13 protein-coding genes are annotated in these 17,836 nt (G+C 33.9%); 7 read left to right on the top strand and 6 right to left on the bottom strand.

All coding sequences use genetic code 11. The features are described 5' to 3' along the window. Positions 1-202: 202 nt before the first annotated feature. Positions 203-2,488: a beta-N-acetylhexosaminidase gene (locus tag ACFOWM_RS02860; RefSeq protein ID WP_379706829.1), complete on the bottom strand. Its 2,286-nt coding sequence runs from the start codon at positions 2,486-2,488 to the stop codon at positions 203-205. A gap of 60 nt (positions 2,489-2,548) precedes the next feature. Further along, complete coding sequence (locus ACFOWM_RS02855) at positions 2,549-4,417, bottom strand: CocE/NonD family hydrolase (protein WP_379706827.1); 1,869 nt, start codon at positions 4,415-4,417, stop codon at positions 2,549-2,551. A 17-nt stretch (positions 4,418-4,434) separates the two neighbouring features. Between ACFOWM_RS02855 and ACFOWM_RS02850 the strand changes: the two genes are divergently transcribed. Then, positions 4,435-4,941: a nuclear transport factor 2 family protein gene (locus ACFOWM_RS02850; protein ID WP_379706825.1), complete on the top strand. Its 507-nt coding sequence runs from the start codon at positions 4,435-4,437 to the stop codon at positions 4,939-4,941. Between the two features lie 67 nt (positions 4,942-5,008). On the opposite strand, the gene pyk is transcribed toward ACFOWM_RS02850, so the two are convergent. The 3 genes from pyk to argS all read right to left on the bottom strand — a co-directional run bounded on the left by pyk (position 5,009) and on the right by argS (position 9,394). Then, entirely contained in the window at positions 5,009-6,499 is a 1,491-nt protein-coding gene (pyk, locus tag ACFOWM_RS02845; RefSeq protein ID WP_379706823.1) for a pyruvate kinase, read from the bottom strand. Positions 6,500-6,550: 51 nt separating this feature from the next. After that, on the bottom strand, positions 6,551-7,534 hold the full coding sequence (pfkA, locus tag ACFOWM_RS02840; protein ID WP_379706820.1) for a 6-phosphofructokinase: 984 nt from the start codon (positions 7,532-7,534) through the stop codon (positions 6,551-6,553). Positions 7,535-7,618: 84 nt separating this feature from the next. Continuing rightward, positions 7,619-9,394 (bottom strand): arginine--tRNA ligase, encoded by a 1,776-nt coding sequence (gene argS, locus ACFOWM_RS02835; protein WP_379706818.1) that lies wholly within the window; start codon positions 9,392-9,394, stop codon positions 7,619-7,621. A gap of 237 nt (positions 9,395-9,631) precedes the next feature. On the opposite strand from argS, the gene ACFOWM_RS02830 reads away from it, so the two are divergent. The 5 genes from ACFOWM_RS02830 (at position 9,632) to dnaK (ending at position 14,800) form a co-directional block, all read left to right on the top strand. Continuing rightward, positions 9,632-11,260, top strand: coding sequence for an ABC-F family ATP-binding cassette domain-containing protein (locus ACFOWM_RS02830; protein ID WP_379706816.1), 1,629 nt, complete (start codon positions 9,632-9,634; stop codon positions 11,258-11,260). A gap of 57 nt (positions 11,261-11,317) precedes the next feature. Then, complete coding sequence (locus ACFOWM_RS02825; RefSeq protein ID WP_379706814.1) at positions 11,318-11,788, top strand: hypothetical protein; 471 nt, start codon at positions 11,318-11,320, stop codon at positions 11,786-11,788. Between the two features lie 123 nt (positions 11,789-11,911). Further along, the gene (locus ACFOWM_RS02820) at positions 11,912-12,382 is read left to right on the top strand and encodes a GtrA family protein (RefSeq protein WP_379706811.1); all 471 of its coding nucleotides are present in this window, start codon (positions 11,912-11,914) and stop codon (positions 12,380-12,382) included. 14 nt (positions 12,383-12,396) lie between these two features. Then, on the top strand, positions 12,397-12,783 hold the full coding sequence (locus ACFOWM_RS02815; RefSeq protein ID WP_379706808.1) for a hypothetical protein: 387 nt from the start codon (positions 12,397-12,399) through the stop codon (positions 12,781-12,783). Between the two features lie 112 nt (positions 12,784-12,895). Next, on the top strand, positions 12,896-14,800 hold the full coding sequence (gene dnaK, locus ACFOWM_RS02810) for a molecular chaperone DnaK (protein ID WP_379706806.1): 1,905 nt from the start codon (positions 12,896-12,898) through the stop codon (positions 14,798-14,800). A gap of 117 nt (positions 14,801-14,917) precedes the next feature. Here dnaK and ACFOWM_RS02805 read toward each other — a convergent pair whose 3' ends face one another. Continuing rightward, positions 14,918-15,073 carry a hypothetical protein gene (locus tag ACFOWM_RS02805; protein WP_379706803.1) on the bottom strand — a complete coding sequence of 52 codons (156 nt, stop codon included), beginning with the start codon at positions 15,071-15,073 and terminating at the stop codon, positions 14,918-14,920. Positions 15,074-15,189: 116 nt separating this feature from the next. Between ACFOWM_RS02805 and ACFOWM_RS02800 the strand changes: the two genes are divergently transcribed. Further along, complete coding sequence (locus ACFOWM_RS02800; protein WP_379706800.1) at positions 15,190-17,817, top strand: 4-alpha-glucanotransferase; 2,628 nt, start codon at positions 15,190-15,192, stop codon at positions 17,815-17,817. Positions 17,818-17,836: the final 19 nt, after the last annotated feature.

Here is a 17,836-nt window from a genome sequence, read left to right as displayed (position 1 = left end):
GCAATTGCTTAACAATAGGTTCTAAATTAGTTTAAAATGATGATTTTTATCGGTTTTTTAACAATATGTAGATAATTTCTTAATAATTATAATGTAAAAAACACAATAAACAAAAGACGCTTAAAGTTGTAAAAAGGTTGTATGAATGTTAATAAAATCTAAAATAATGATTGAAGGAGACCGTAAAAGTTTAAAAAATTATTTAATTAATTTCAATCTCATTCAAAAATAACCATGCTTTGTTGCCTGCCCCTGGCATACCCGTGGGTATAATGCCATAATTGTTGATTTTGATGATAATTTGTGTTTCCGTAATTTTTTTCAAAAGCGTTACAGATTGTATATTTTCAGTGTTAGTAACTTCTTTTTGCTGTAACAACTCCATATTTTGATTAAAAAGGGAAATTGACTTTGGTAAATAAACCCAACTGCCTGGTTCATATAAGCTATGAATGTTGATGTTGTTAATGATAGTTGGCTCATTGAAAGTAATTTTTACCATTACATCATCACCTTCAAAACCTATACATTCTGCAGATGCTGCTAACCCTTTTGTATTATGTATACCATCAACTAAAGAAAAAGCTCCGTTGCCAGGGTAAGCTTTTGAAGGAAGCACACTTAGCTCAATTTTTTTGCCTGTAGCTTTATTAAAATGAAATGGTTGTTTTGTTAGTTTCTGAACTTTATCATCAATCAATATGCTATACCCAATGCTACAGGTTGTTGAAATATGTAGAGGTGCTTCATATTTTTTAAAAGCACCATCATTTATTTTATAAACAATATTTGCTTTGGGTTGTTTGCTAGATAATGCTAATTGAATACTTTTATTATCAACACTTGGTTGCACATCTGCATACAATTCATAATATGCTTTGTTGAAATTGGCTTTCCATTTTTTGCATTGGTTGAAAATGATAGGTATTTTCTTTTCGAAATTCAACCAACTTTTATTTTCAGGGTTTGTCCATAAAACTTCAGCAATAGCAGCTATTCGTGGAAAAATCATGTATTGCAGTTTGGCAGTATTTGTTATGTATTCCGTCCATACGTTTGCTTGTGCTCCCAAAATAAATATTGCTTCATTTTTGTTTAATTCAGATGGAACTGGTTCAAAACGATACACTTTTTCGAGTGGTAAAAATCCGCCGATGGTAACACTGTCTTCTTGCTGCGATTCTGCATGGTCAAAGTAACAATGGCTGCCAGGCGTCATAACAACATTGTGCTGTTGTTTTGCAGCAGCAACGCCTCCTTCAGTGCCTCTCCAACTCATTACTGCAGCATTGGGGGCAAAACCTCCTTCCAAAATTTCATCCCACCCAATTATTTTTTTACCTTTTTTGTTTAGATATTGTTCAATTTTTTGGATAAAGTAACTCTGTAAACCATGTTCATCTTTCAAATTTTTATCTTTTATAAGTTGTTGACAAAAAGCAGAACGTTTCCAATTTTCTTTAGGACATTCATCGCCACCAATATGTATGTAGGTTGATGGAAATAACGGAATAATTTCATCCAAAACATCTTCTAAAAACTGAAATGTGTAATCAGTTGGTGCAAAAACATCATTAAAAACGCCCCATGTTTGTTGTACATGTTTACCTTTTTTACTTCCGCTCCAAATGGTGGTAGGTGCAATTTCAACAGCTTCATCAGGGAAACAACTCAATTGCGGATAAGCTGCAATGGCAGCCGATGCATGGCCTGGCATTTCTATTTCTGGTATAATATTTATGAACCGTTCACTTGCATATTGAACAACCTCTTTAATTTGTGCTTGTGTATAAAAACCACCATAGCGTTGATTGGTATTTCCTATTCCAGGGTAACGACCTACAATAGTTCCGTTTCTATAACCGCCAATTTGAGTAAGTAGGGGATATTTTTTTATTTCAATACGCCAACCTTGGTCGTCTGTTAAATGCCAGTGAAAAGTATTGAATTTATAAAAAGCCAAATAATCAATGTATCGTTTAACATCGGCTACATTAAAAAAATGCCGGCTCACATCTAAATGCATACCCCGGTATTGAAAACGAGGCGCATCTTTTATAATAACCGAAGGAATGTATGTTTGACAATTTTTTTGAATAATCAGTTGTAATAAACTTTGTAAACCATTAAATAGTAAGGTGTCATTCACACCCATTATTTCGATGTTGTTTTGAGTACTATTTAATGCATAACCATTGGTTACATTATTTTTAACTGATAACGAAATGATCTGTTGTGTTGGTAAATTTTTTATTTCATTATAATAGATGACCCTTGGAGTAATGTTGTAATTGGTTTTTAATTGTTGCTGTAAATACAACGCATGCGGTTTGCTGTATTGATCATAAATTATTGCTGTTTTATTGTTAATTAAAAAGCTGCCTTTGCTTTGTTGCACAAACTGTGGTTGTGGTATAATATTAATTTGTGCATACAAAAGCGTTATACAAAAGCAAAAAAAAGATGTAATGATTAATTTTAAATACATAATTACTTTATAAATAAAAGGCTGATTGTAACACAATCAGCCTTTTGAGGATTTTAAAAATTATGGTAAAACAGGTAAACTAAAACTTGTTTTTTGCAAACCGTTGCTGAATATTTTAATAGTGGCAGTTTTATAGTCTTTTTCCGTTGCTTTATAAATATTCATAAACTGCTGTGGGTTTCTATCAGCTAATGGGAACCAAGTACTTTGTATTTGAATCATTAAACGATGCCCTTTTTTAAATGTATGGGCAATGTCTGGTAAGGCATAAGCAACCGTTGTGATTTTATTTGGTGTAAATGGTGAAGGGTTTTCAAAACTATTGCGGTATTTACCCCTCATAATTTCACCTCGTACCAACATTTCATAGCCACCCATAGGATAATTGGCATCGTTACCTTTTACATTTTTATCGTAGTTAAAATCATCAGGAAAAACATCAATAATTTTCACTACAAAGTCTGCATCAGTTGTTGAAATTGCTGTAACTAAATTAGCCATAATGGTTCCTGCAATGGTTAAATCTTTATCAAGAATAGCTGTTTTAAAAGTTAATACATCGGGTCTCCGTTCAGCAAATCGTTGGTCATCTGTCATGTATTCTCTGGTACGCCTATTATGTACATCTTCTGTATATGGCACAGGGTGTTTAGGATCGCTGGTGTATTCATAAAATTGTGATGCGGTGGAATTACTTTTCTCAAAACTTAAGCTATTGTCTGCACCAATATATAGTGTTTGGTTTTGTACAGATGTTGCTGGCCATTTTTCAAACATGCGCCATTTATTTTCGCCAGTAAAAAAAATGTTCGCTTCCGCAATGCTATTAACATTGCCTTTATTTTTTAAATAGTAATTGAAAAAAGGTATTTCTAAATTATCTTGAAAGTAAGCAGCAGTATTACTTTCAAAGCGTACATTACCTAAAAAACTACCTTCTCTACTCCATTGGCCGTGGTACCAAGGACCCATTACAATTTTTGAATTGCTTTGTGGACTTTGTTTTTCGGCTGCTTTATATGCGTTCCATGCGCCCCAACAATCTTCCGCATCAAATAAGCCACCTACCCAAAGCATAGCAGGTTTTACATTATATAAACCATTACGGGCATTACGAGCTTGCCACCAACTATCGTAATTTGGATGCTCATACATTTGATGCCAAAAGCGAATACTATCACCGATTAACCTAGCTAAATTACTTGGTGTGCCTTGCTCTAAATAAAATTTATAATTGTCTTTAATTGGGGTAGTAAATCCGCTGCCATAATTCATAGTTGGTTTTGGATGGGGTTTGCCGAAGGTTGGGTAAAAAGAAAAACCATCCATTGCAAAAAATGCTCCGTTGTGGTGAAAATCATCGCCAATAAACCAATCGGTTACAGGTGCTTGCGGACTAACTGCTTTAAGGGCAGGGTGGTTACTTAATGCAGCTTCGGTAGAGTAAAAGCCAGGGTATGATGTACCCATTACACCTACATTACCATTGTTGTTGCTTATGTTTTTCACCATCCAATCAATTGCATCGTACGTATCACTAGCTTCATCAATTTCGTTGCCTTTTTTATTTTTATTAAATGGTCGAACATCTTCAAAAACACCTTCGCTCATGTAACGGCCCCTCACATCTTGTGTTACAATAATGTAACCTTCTTTTAAGTAAGCTTTTTTATAAGTTGCCCAAATGGTTGCATAATTTTTTTCTCCATAGGGTGCACAAGAGTAAGGCGTTCTGGTTAATAAAAACGGATGCGGTTCAGTGTTATCGTTAGGGATATAAAATGAAGTAAATAGTTTTACACCATCTCTCATAGGTATATAAACTTCTTTTTTTGTGTAGTTATTTGCAAACCATATGCTATCTTCATTTTGTGCATAACTGCAAAAACTGAAACATATAAAACTAACAATCGCTATTATTTTGTGCATGATTTTTAAATTTATGAATGCTCAATTTAATAAAACTAAATGGCTTACTTATGAATGGTGAACAAAATATTATTCAACAATTTTTCAATGCATTTAAAAAATTAGATGCTACTACAATGAATGCTTGCTATACTAACAACATCGCTTTTAACGACCCGATGTTTGATTTACTAAGGGGCGACGAAGTAAGGGCAATGTGGCAGATGTTATGTGCGAATGCTAGTAATTTTTCATTAGAATATGATTCTATTAAAGATGAAGGAGATGGCTATTACACATGTAATTGGACAGCACAATACACTTTTTCAAAAACGGGTAGAAGGGTAATAAATAAATGCAAAGCATATATGAAAATTGAAAATGGTTTAATAGCTGAGCATAGTGATGCTTGGAGTTTGCATAAATGGAGTGAACAAGCTATTGGTTTGCCCGGTAAACTATTAGGTTGGGCTGGGTTTTTTAGACGACGTATTAAGAATAATGCACGGAAAAATTTATTGCATTTTATGCAACAAAATCACTAATATATAAAACTTAAATTATAAAAAAAGCGACTTCCATTGAAGTCGCTTTTTTTATATTAAACATAGTTTAATCAACCCTTGTAATTTTTATAATATTGGTTGGCAAGTGTAGCTCAACAGGCGTACTACCTGTATTAATAACAGTGTCACCCGTTTTTACAAAGCCACGTTCTTTTAAAATACCAATTTGGTCAAAAATAATATCATCCAAACTTTCTTCTTCTGCATAATAAAATGCACGTACACCCCAACTTAAACTTAATTGACTTATTAAGCTACGCTCTTTACTGAAAATGTATAGTGGTGATTTTGGTCTGTAACTGCTTAACATGAAAGCAGTGTACCCACTTTGCGTCATACCTACTAATGCATTGGCATGGCTATCTTTCGCCAATTTACATGCTGAGTAGCAAATAGCATCACTAGCAAAAGAAGGAGAGTGGGGTTGTGGTGCAAGTATATCATCTCTATCATAATCGTACACCGTTTTTTCAACTTCAGATATTATTTTGCTCATCGTTTCAACCACTAAAGTAGGGTACATGCCTGTTGCTGTTTCGCCACTTAACATTACTGCATCAGCACCTTCTAAAACAGCATTGGCAACATCACTCACTTCACTTCTGTTAGGTTTTGTACGATCAAGCATACTCTCCATCATTTGTGTTGCTACAATAACGGGTTTGGCCCTGTGCATACACTTTCTGATGATATCTTTTTGTATAACCGGTACTTGTTCAATAGGAATTTCAACGCCCAAATCGCCTCGGGCAACCATTACACCATCGCTTTCAACAATTATATCTCTGAGGTTTTTTAAGGCCTCGGGCATTTCAATTTTAGCGATAACTTTTATTTTACTATCTCTTTCTTTAATTATTTTTTTAAGGCCACGAATATCATCAACACGTCGTACAAAAGATAGTGCTACCCAATCGCATTTTTGTTCAATAATAAAATCTAAATCGGCTAAATCTTTCTCCGTCATTGATGGCATTGATAATTCACTATCAGGTAAGTTAACGCCTTTTTTAGGTGTTAAAACACCACCCAATGTAACCCTCATCAATACTTCGGTATCATTTAATACCCTAACCACACTCAACTCCATTTTACCATCATCTAAAAAAATACGTTCGCCTTCTTTTACATCAGTAGTAAGGTTGGGGTACGATACATATATTTTTTCGTTAGTACCTACCATTTTTTGAGTAGTGAAAATAAATTCGTCGCCTTCTTTTAAAATCAGTTTATTATTTTCTAATTCACCTACTCTTAATTTAGGCCCTTGTAAATCAGCTAAAATTGCGATGTTATAAGGTTCGTTTTTAATGATTTTACGAATGTTTTCAATAACGGCTAATTTATCTTCATGTGAGCCATGAGAAAAATTGAGTCGAAATACATTTACACCAGCTTTTACAAGCGATAATAATTTATCATAAGTATCACAAGCAGGACCAACGGTTGCTACAATTTTTGTTCTTTTTTGTGAGTGAGCAATACCGGCCTGCTTATCCATACCTGCATGTAGGTATTTGCTTAAATTTTTTGACATTTATTTTTAATTATTTGATTATAAAATGTTAACGTAAACGTGTTGCCGAAATTAGGTTGCTAATATTTTTACAATTTTTAACCACTCTTCGCTAATGCGTTGTTTCTTTTTTACTGCTTCATCTAAAGGTGTGTAGTGCATTTTGTTATTTACAATACCAATAAATACATTAAAACGCTCTTCCATTAAGCATTCTACCGCATGGTAACCCATGCGACTTGCAATAACTCTATCAAAACAACTTGGTGAGCCACCTCTTTGAATATGGCCTAAAATACAAACTCTTAACTCTTGGTGTGGCATTTCTTTTTTAATGTGTTTGGCCAATTCATCGGCACCGCCAAAATCTTCTCCTTCAGCCACCACAATCATGTTTACCAATTTTTTACGGCGTTCTTTTTCTTTTAATGATGCAATAAGGTCTTCAACACTCGTCTTTTTTTCTGGTATTAAAATATGTTCAGCACCTGTTGAAATACCACTGTGTAATGCAATATAACCAGCATCTCTACCCATCACTTCAATAATAAAAAGGCGATCATGTGCATCAGCAGTATCTCTAATTTTATCAATAGCTTCAACGGCAGTGTTTACTGCAGTATCAAAACCAATGGTAAAATCAGTACCAGCAATATCTTTATCGATTGTTCCTGGTAATCCGATGCAGGGGATATCGTATTCGTTACTAAAAATTTGGGCACCTCTAAAACTACCATCGCCACCAATAATTACCAAACCTTCAATACCATGTTTTTTTAAATTATCGTAAGCGGTTTTTCTACCTTCTTTAGTAAAAAACTCAGCACAACGTGATGTTTTTAAAAAAGTACCACCTCTTTGTATAATGTTGGCCACACTACGACCTTCAAGTCTATGAATATCGCCATCAACCATGCCACTGTAACCCCTGTTTATGCCATATACTTCCATGCCATGGTATATACCTGTACGAACTACTGCTCTTATTGCAGCATTCATACCCGGACTATCACCACCGCTTGTTAATACACCAATTTTTGTAATCTTCTTTTTCATTGCTTTGTTATTATGGTTCCGTTATTTGAATAACTGTACATCTTTAGTGTAACAATTTTTCAAATAGGTTGATTGTTCAATTTTTTACATTCTTTCAGGCACATTGGCTCCAATGAGTTGCATGCCACTTTTTAATATTTGAGCGGTTACAAATGCTATGTGTAAACGCAGTTGTTTTGCATTTTCTGATTCGGCATTGGTAATAGATAATTCGCTGTAAAACGAGTTAAATGTTTTGGCTAAATTAAAAATGTATACAGCAATTTTTGATGGATCCAATGCTTTTGCTGCTTCAATAATAACAGAAGGATATTGTTCAACCATTACAATAATATCTTTCTCACTTTTTAATAATTGTGTTGCAGTGTTTTGTTGTAAGCTGTTACCTTCTTTACGCAAAATACTTTTTATACGAGCATATGTGTATTGTACAAATGGGCCAGTAAAACCATGAAAGTCAATAGATTCTTCTGGGTTGAAAATCATTTTCTTTTTAGGGTCAACTCTTAGTAAATAAAATTTCATGGCCCCCATGCCTATAGTCTTGTACAGCTCCACCAATTCATCAGCCGTAAAGTCTTTTACCTTTCCTAAATTTTCAGTGTGTTGTTGAGCGGTTTGAATCATTTCTTCAACCAAATCATCAGCATCAACCACTGTTCCTTCTCTACTTTTCATTTTGCCAGATGGTAATTCCACCATGCCGTATGATAAGTGATGAATAGCATCAGCCGCAGCAACACCCAATTTTTGTGCAATGAGTTGTAATACCTTCATGTGGTAATTTTGCTCATCGCCAATTACATAAATGCTTTCATCTATTTTAAACTCTTCATATTTTTGTTGTGCCAGGCCAATATCTTGTGTAATGTAAACGCTGGTACCATCTTTACGTAAAACTAATTTTTCATCGAGGCCATCAGCAGTTAAATCAATCCAAACGCTGCCATCTTCTTTTTTATAAAATACGTTTTTATCAAGGCCTTGCTGTACAATATCTTTACCTAACAAATAGGTATTGCTTTCGTAATAAGTTTTATCAAAATCGCTTCCAATATTTTTGTAGGTGGTATCAAAACCTTCGTATACCCAACCGTTCATGGTTTTCCAAAGCTCCATCACAGTTGGTTCACCAGCTTCCCAATCTAACAACATTTGTTGGGTTGCCAACATAATGGGGGCTTCTTTTTCAGCTTGTTTAGCATCCATACCTTTGGCTACCAAATCAGCCACTTCAGCTTTATAAGCATCATTAAATTTTACATAGTATTCACCAACAAAATGATCACCTTTTGTATGGGTTGATTGTGGAGTGGCACCGTTGGCAAAAAGTTGCCAAGCAATCATACTTTTACAAATGTGTACGCCTCTATCGTTTACAATACAACTTTTAAAAACTTCGTAGCCATTGGCTTTTAAAATTTCAGCCACAGACCAGCCTAAAAAATTATTTCTTAAATGCCCTAGGTGCAATGGTTTGTTGGTGTTAGGCGATGAATACTCCACCATTACTTTTTTACCATTACTTTTTTGTTTACCGTAATTAGGTTGTTGATAGGCATTATTTAAAATGTTAATCCAATAAGCATCTGTAACAGTGAAATTTAAAAAGCCTTTAATAATGTTGAAAGCTGAAAATATATGGCTGTTATTTTTAATAAGTTCATTTCCCAGCTCATTACCCAATATTTCAGGACTTTTACCTGTTTTTTTTAATAAAGAAAACAAAACAACAGTATAATCACCTTCAAATTCAGGTTTGGTTAAATTTATTTGGAAATCTTTATCGGTAAAAGATAGATTATATAAATTATTTAAAGCCGTAATAACTGCTTGTTGCAATTGTTGAACAATACTCATATCGACAAAAATAATAAAAAGGAATCTTAATCCCTAATAGCCAACAAATCCTATTGAATTTCGTTTTTACAACGGTTGCAATTTTACAACGTTTAAAAAATTACACTTTTTATGAATATTATTTAAATGATAACGTTACCGTACCGCAATTTCTGTTACAAAATGAGTTTTGTATACTTTAATTTTTACATCAAAAAATTGCCTTTTTTTAATTACTTTTGCGCCCATTTTAAGATTATGATTAGTGTAAATAATGTAACCCTTGCCTATGGCAAAAGGGTTTTGTTTGACGAAGTAAATATCAATTTCACCAAAGGAAATTGTTACGGTATTATTGGTGCCAATGGTGCCGGTAAATCTACCTTTTTAAAAATTATAAGCGGCGAAATTGAGCCCAATAAAGGTACCGTAAGCATAACGCCTGGTGAGCGTATGGCCATTTTAGCCCAAAACCAATTTGCGTTTGATGAAGTTACCGTGTTAAACACTGTACTAATGGGCCATAAAAAAATGTGGTCAATTATGCATGAAAAAGATGCTTTATATGCAAAGCCTGATTTTGACGAGGCTGATGGTATTAAAGCTGGTGAGTTAGAAGAACAATTTGGCGAAATGGGAGGTTATACCGCAGAAAGTGATGCAGCTACTTTGTTAAGTGAATTGGGTGTTAAAGATGAGTTGCACCAAGTGTTGATGAAAGATATGAGTGCTAACCTAAAAGTAAGAGTATTGTTAGCACAGGCTTTATTTGGTAACCCCGATATTTTATTGCTCGATGAACCTACCAACAACCTTGATGTTGAAACTATTGCTTGGCTCGAAAACTTTTTAGCCGATTACCAAAATATAGTTTTGGTGGTGAGTCACGATCGTCACTTTTTAGATGCTGTGTGTACCCACATGGCTGATGTTGACAAAAATAAAATTAAAATTTACACAGGTAACTACTCATTTTGGTACGAGAGTTCTCAATTGGCTGCACGACAAGCGGCTGATAAAAACAAAAAAGCAGAAGATAAGAAAAAAGATTTGTTGGAATTTATTGCTCGTTTCTCTGCAAATGCAAGTAAAAGTAAACAAGCTACCAGTCGTAAAAAAGCATTGGATAAATTAGTGTTTGAAGATATTACACCAAGTACAAGAAGGTATCCTGGTATTATTTTTAAACAAGAAAGAGAAGCCGGTAACGATATTTTGAAAGTAGAAAACTTATCAAAAGTGGTTGATGGTAAAACCTTATTTAGTAAGTTAAATTTTGATGTTCAAAAAACGGATAAAATTGCTTTTTTAAGTAAAGATCCAATGGCATTAACGCTATTTTTTGAAGTAATTAACGGAAAACAACCAGCAGACACAGGCAAGTACGAATGGGGTACCACCATTACTACTGCTTATTTACCAAATGATAATACAGAGTTTTTTGATGGTAATCAACTCAATTTAATGGATTGGTTGCGCCAGTACGTACCACCACAAACCAAGGATGTTGATGAAGATTTTTTAAGAGGTTTTTTAGGGAAGATGCTATTTACGGGTGATGAAATTATGAAGAAAACCAATGTGCTAAGTGGGGGTGAAAAAGTACGTTGTATGGTGAGTAAAATGATGTTGCAAAACCCTAATGTATTAATGTTAGATGAGCCTACGAACCACCTTGATTTGGAAAGTATTGTGGCTTTTAACGATAGTATGGTAAACTTCCCAGGTGTGGTATTATTTACCACCCATGATCATCAGTTTATGCAAACCGTAGCTAATAGAATTATTGAAATTACGCCAAAGGGTATGATTGATAAATTAATGACGTACGACGAATATTTAGCTGATGAAAGGGTAAAAGAAGTTCGAGCAGAATTATATAGCTAAATCAGTTTGGCATGGTTTTACATATGTCATTACATGTCTTATTTAAAAATGATATGTATGAAAAAAACAATGATTTTATTGCTCTTTGTAGCTTTATGTGGGGTAACAACAGTAAAAGCTCAAAGTAATATTGGTTCGCAAAGTTATAAAACTGCTTTAGGTGTTAAGTTTTACCCTGGTGCAGTTTCATTAAAGCATTTTGTTGATAATAAAAATGCAGTAGAGTTCTTAGGTTATTTTTGGAACCGTGGTACACGTATAACTGGTTTATATGAAATACATGGCAACTTTGCTGATGCTGGCGGACTTCGTTGGTACATTGGCCCAGGTGCACACGTAGCTTTTTATAATGATCGCTTTTATAGAGGTAGATCATATGTAGGTGTTGATGGCGTTGTTGGATTAGATTATAAAATTAAATCAGCACCAATTAATTTATCGCTTGATTGGCAACCATCATTTGAGTTTGGCGATGGTGCTGGTTTTAGCGGCAATTGGGGTGGTTTAGCTATTAGATATGTATTTTAATTACATCAACTTTATATAATGAGTGCCTGCTAGTATTAGCAGGCATTTTTATTTTGTAGAACCACCTCAAATTGTAGCTTTGTTCACTTAATAATTTTGAAAGTTCATTATAACACACAACGTTTGAAAAAATATATTACTGCTTATATTGATTTTTTTTACCCACCTTTTAAAAAATTAATGCCAGTTGAAACTTTCAGGTATTTAGCTTGTGGGTCTACCAATATGGTATTGGGCTTAGCGTTGTATTATTGTTTAATTAACTTTTATTTTCACAATGAAAATGTAACCATTGCAAAAATGGTTTTCAAACCCCACAATGCGGCATTGTTTATATCGTTTTGTTTTAATTTTTTACTAGGCTTTTTGTTGAACAAGTTTGTGGTATTCACAGCTTCTAGTCTAAGAGGTCGTATTCAGTTGTTTCGCTATTTTTTATCATTTTTTGCCAACCTCTGTATTAATTATTTCTTATTGAAAATATTGGTGGAGTTTTTACATATTGAGGCTTTTATTGCACAATTTTGTACAACACTTTTTATAGTTACCATTAGTTATGTAACGCAGAAGTATTTTACGTTCAAAAAAGTATAACTAGCCAAATAGATATGAAAGATTTTTTGAAAGATGATAATCTAGAAATTGATAGGTTGCACTTACTGGCTAAATCAATGCTACAAAGTGGTATGGTAAATAAAAGGGTGATTGAAAAATTACAAGCAGAAGAAGGTATTACATCTTATTATGCTCAACAAATAGTAGAGAATATTCAATCAGAAAAAAATGACAAACAAAACATCATTAAATTAATAGTAATGGGTTTGTTTACCATAATTGCAGGTATTGGTATGTACATTTTTTCATATGTAATAACACTTACATTAGGCGTAGGTTTTATAATTGTTTATTGGGGTTTAGTTGTTGCTGGCATTGGTATGCTTGTTAAAGCATATGGTATTTATAAAAACTTACCTTCTTACGCCACTTCAAAATAGCTAACCTACATTGAATTAGCTTACTTTTTTGCAAAACTGACAAATTTGCACACATTACCCATTGGCACAATGATTGACATTTACACCAAAACAAACAAAATCAATTTTAATTATGGCAAAAATAATAGGCATTGACCTCGGTACTACCAACAGTTGCGTTTCAGTAATGGAAGGTAACGAACCTGTAGTAATTGCAAATGATGAAGGCCGCCGTACCACACCATCTGTGGTTGCATTTTTGAAAAATGGAGAAAGAAAAGTAGGTGATCCTGCAAAACGCCAGGCTATTACCAACCCACAAAACACCATCAGTAGTGTTAAACGTTTTATGGGTAGAAGGTTTGATGAAGTAACGGAAGAAAGTAGCCACTGGAGTTATAATGTAGTAAAAGGTGACAATAATACCGTACGTATTGATATAGATGGCAGAATGTACACCCCACAAGAAATTAGTGCGATGGTGTTACAGAAAATGAAGAAAACAGCTGAAGATTATTTAGGACAAGAAGTTACAGAAGCCGTTATTACAGTACCTGCATACTTTAACGATGCACAACGTCAAGCTACAAAAGAAGCTGGTGAAATTGCTGGTTTAAATGTTCGCAGAATTGTAAATGAACCTACAGCAGCAGCCTTGGCTTACGGTTTAGATAAAAAAGGAAAAGATCAAAAAATCGCTGTATTTGACCTTGGTGGTGGTACATTCGATATTTCAGTATTGGAGTTAGGTGATGGCGTTTTCGAAGTAAAATCAACCAACGGTGATACACATTTGGGTGGTGATGATTTCGATAAAGTAATTATGGATTGGTTGGCTGATGAATTTAAAGCTGATGAAGCGATTGACTTACGTAAAGATCCTATGGCTTTACAACGTTTAAAAGAAGCATCTGAAAAAGCTAAAGTAGAATTATCATCTAGCACAGAAACAGAAATCAATTTACCATATATTACTGCTGTTGATGGCGTACCTAAACATTTGGTAAAAAAATTAACAAGAGCAAAATTTGAAGCACTAGCTGATAGCTTGTTTGATCGTTGTTTAAAACCATGTGAAGTAGCTTTGAAAGATGCTGGTATTCCGGTATCTCAAATTGATGAAGTAATTTTAGTAGGTGGTAGTTCACGTATACCTAAAGTACAAGAAATAGTAGAGAAATTCTTTGGCAAAAAACCGAATCGTGGTGTAAACCCTGATGAAGTTGTGGCTATTGGCGCTGCTATACAAGGTGCGGTTTTAACAGGTGAAGTGAAAGATGTATTGTTGTTAGATGTTACACCGTTAAGCCTTGGTATTGAAACCATGGGTGGTGTAATGACAAGGTTAATCGAAAGCAATACAACCATTCCAACAAAAAAATCAGAAACGTTTAGTACAGCAGCTGATAACCAACCTGGTGTTGAAATTCATGTATTGCAAGGTGAACGCCCAATGGCAGCTCAAAATAAGAGCTTAGGTAAATTCAATTTATCTGATATACCGCCAGCACCAAGAGGTGTACCTCAAATTGAAGTAACGTTTGATATTGATGCCAATGGTATTTTACACGTAAGTGCAAAAGATAAAGGCACTGGTAAAGAACAAAAAATTAAAATTGAAGCTGGTAGCGGTTTAAGCAAAGAAGAAATTGAGAAAATGAAAAACGAGGCAAAAGCTAACGAAGCTAGTGATAAAGCCGAGAGAGAAAAAATTGACAAAATCAACCAAGCCGATAGTTTAATTTTCCAAACAGAAAAGCAATTAAAAGAGTTTGGCGAAAAAATACCAGCTGATAAAAAAGCACCTATTGAAGCTGCTTTAGAAAAATTAAAAACAGCACATAAATCACAAGATGTTGCTCAAATAGATACTACAACTGCAGAAATGAATGCTGCTTGGGCTACTGCAAGTGAAGATATGTATAAGGATACGCAAGCCGGAGCCGATGCTACACAAACACAACCGAATGCAAGTGCTAGCGCAGGCGCTGAAAATACAGCAGACGCTGAAGATGCTGAGTTTGAAGAAGTAAAATAATATGTAACGACAGTTATAAACAAAAAAGGCATTCAATTGAATGCCTTTTTTGTTATATGATACTCATAAAAAAGCCACTCAAATTTGAGTGGCTTTTTTTATAAAAGTTGTGGAGAATTATAATAAATCCATTGCCATAGCAAATGAAGTAACCGTAAATGGTAACACCAATGAACAGTAACCACCACCTATTGCGTATACGCCAAAAAATGCTGCAATTGAAAGAAAAAATGTTACCCAATAAATACCTCTTGATTTTTTTGCTGTTGCCATTTTTTAAATTATTTGTGCAAATATAAAACTAGAATTTAGATAAACACACAAAACAATAAAAATTTATAAACTGAAGTAACAATAATTCTAATTAATTTGTACAAAATCAACTTTACATGATATTTCAATTTAAAGTACAATATGCAACCGAATTTGGCGAAATGCTCTTTATAGAATTGCCACAATATTTTTACTTGCCAGTAAGGGTTGATTTGCATTATAGCGATGCTAATTGTTGGGTAGGACAAATTAATTTGCCCACCAATCTTCATCAACAGCAAATATGTTTACATGTATGGTTGCACTCTAATAGTAATTTATCAGTTATTACAACACATCATTTTTTTATAAATGAGCAACAACATTTTTCCAATATTTTTATCAACATTGATAATATTATACCTAACCAACAATTTAAAATCACTAATCGTTTACCTTTTCAATCGCTCATTCATTCATACAATGATCAAATTAATAGTAGTAATGATGAAAAAAAATGTACTCATCTATTTTCTGTTAAAGCCCCGTTGTTACAAGCGCCTTATCGATTATGTTTAACAGGTAGTGCAGCACAAATGCACCATTTTGATTGTAAACAGCCACTTTTTTTTCAGATTATTGATGAAGTTTACCAATTAGCAATTCAATTAAATGATGATGAAACAATTGAATATAAATTAGCCATTTTTGATACTCGTACAAATTGTATTGTTGCCTATGAGCCAGGTGAAAACAGGCAACTAATAACGCACCAACAACAACCATTACAAGTTATTTGTTTGCAACAAAATTTTGAAGCCTTCGCTTGGAAAGCTGCTGGTATAAATGTGCCTATTTTTAGCATACGAACGCATAATAGTTGGGGTAGCGGTGATTTTTCTGATTTGAAAATGTTGGTTGATTATGCTAGTGCTGTAGGTTTTAAACTGATACAATTATTACCTATTAATGATACAAATGCTACCTATACTGATGCTGATTCTTATCCATACTCAGCCATATCTTCCTTTGCGTTACACCCAAAGTACATGGATGTTGCATTAGTAGCAAAACAATATCAATACAATATACCACAACATTATTTTGAAAAAATTGCATTACTGCAAGCAACCACACATTGTGAACATACAGCAGTGGTACAATTAAAAATGCAAGTAGTACAAATAATATTTAAACATAATAATGGTGCTTTTTTAAATGAAGTTGATTGGGATGTTTATTTTAAACACCATCAACATTGGCTACAACCTTTTGCTGTTTTTTGTGTGTTGAGAGATTATTATAACACAGTTGATTATACGCAATGGCCAGCTGAAAGCACATACAGCGAAGGTTTGGTTGATCATATAACCAACCCTAATCATCCTTTATTTGAACAAATATTATTGGTGTATTTTATTCAATATCAATTGCACCGACAATTATCAAATGTGGTGGCATATAGTCGTTCAAAAAATATTATTTTAAAAGCAGATTTACCTATTGGTGTTGGTAGGTTTAGTGCCGATACATGGCAGTATCCGCAATACTTTCACATGAAAATGCAAGCAGGTGCACCGCCTGATGCTTTTTCAACTATTGGACAAAATTGGAGTTTCCCAACCTATGATATTGAAAATATGGCGGCCGATAATTTTAGTTGGTTTAAAAAACGAATGCAACATTTTGAATATTATTTTGATGCCATAAGAATTGATCATGTATTGGGCTTTTTTAGAATTTGGAGCATACCAACTACACAAGTGGATGGACGCATGGGTTATTTTGTGCCAGCCATTGCTTTGCAAAAAAGCGATTTTGATAATGTAGATTTCGACGAAAAGCGTTTTTGTGAACCATACCTTAATGATGCTTTAATGGCAAAGTATTTTGGTGCTGATGTTGCCACAGTAACACAATTATTTTTTGATGGATATAAATTAAAGCCACCATTTACAACACAGCGGCAAATAGAAAATTATTTTAAAAATCATCCGCATCAAATTAAATGGCAACAAGCCTTGTACGATATTATTGCAGATGTTATTTTATTGAAAAATGACGATGGTTATCATTTTAGAATAAATGTACAACAAACCAACAGCTATCAACATTTAGCTATAAATACGCAACAAAAAATAAATGATTTATATCATCATTATTTTTATGAGTTACAAAATAATTTATGGCAGCAAGAGGGTAGTTTTAAGTTGCAAATGCTTACCAACAGTACGCAAATGTTATTGTGTGCAGAAGATTTAGGTATGGTGCCAGTTTTTACAGAAGCTACTTTACAAGCTTTAAAAATACTTTCGTTACAAGTACAACAAATGCCCAAAAATAGTAATGAAGTATTTTCTAATACCAACAATGCTACTTATAATACTGTAGTAATGCCTGCAACGCATGATATGCCTACAATGCGTTTGTGGTGGCAACAACAACCGGTTATAGCGCAACAATTATTTGAGCATCTTTTTAATTCACCACAACAAACACCATACTTTTGTGAGCCTTGGGTGGCTGAGCGTATACTTTATAAACACCTCAATAGTAAAGCCATGTTGAGTGTTTTTTTGTTGCAAGATGTATTGGCAATGAACGGTAAACTACGCCAAGCTATGCCAGAAGAAGAACGTATTAACGACCCGGCAAATCCACAGCATGTTTGGAATTATCGAATGCCTTTACATTTGGAAGATTTAATGCTTGCAACTACATTTAACCATCACTTACAACAACTGATTACAGAAAGTGGTAGGTAGTGAATGCTGCTATCTATTT

The organism is Ferruginibacter yonginensis, from assembly GCF_042651465.1.
GTDB classification, from domain to species: Bacteria; Bacteroidota; Bacteroidia; order Chitinophagales; family Chitinophagaceae; genus Ferruginibacter; species Ferruginibacter yonginensis.
This window is presented reverse-complemented; position numbering and strand designations above follow the sequence as displayed.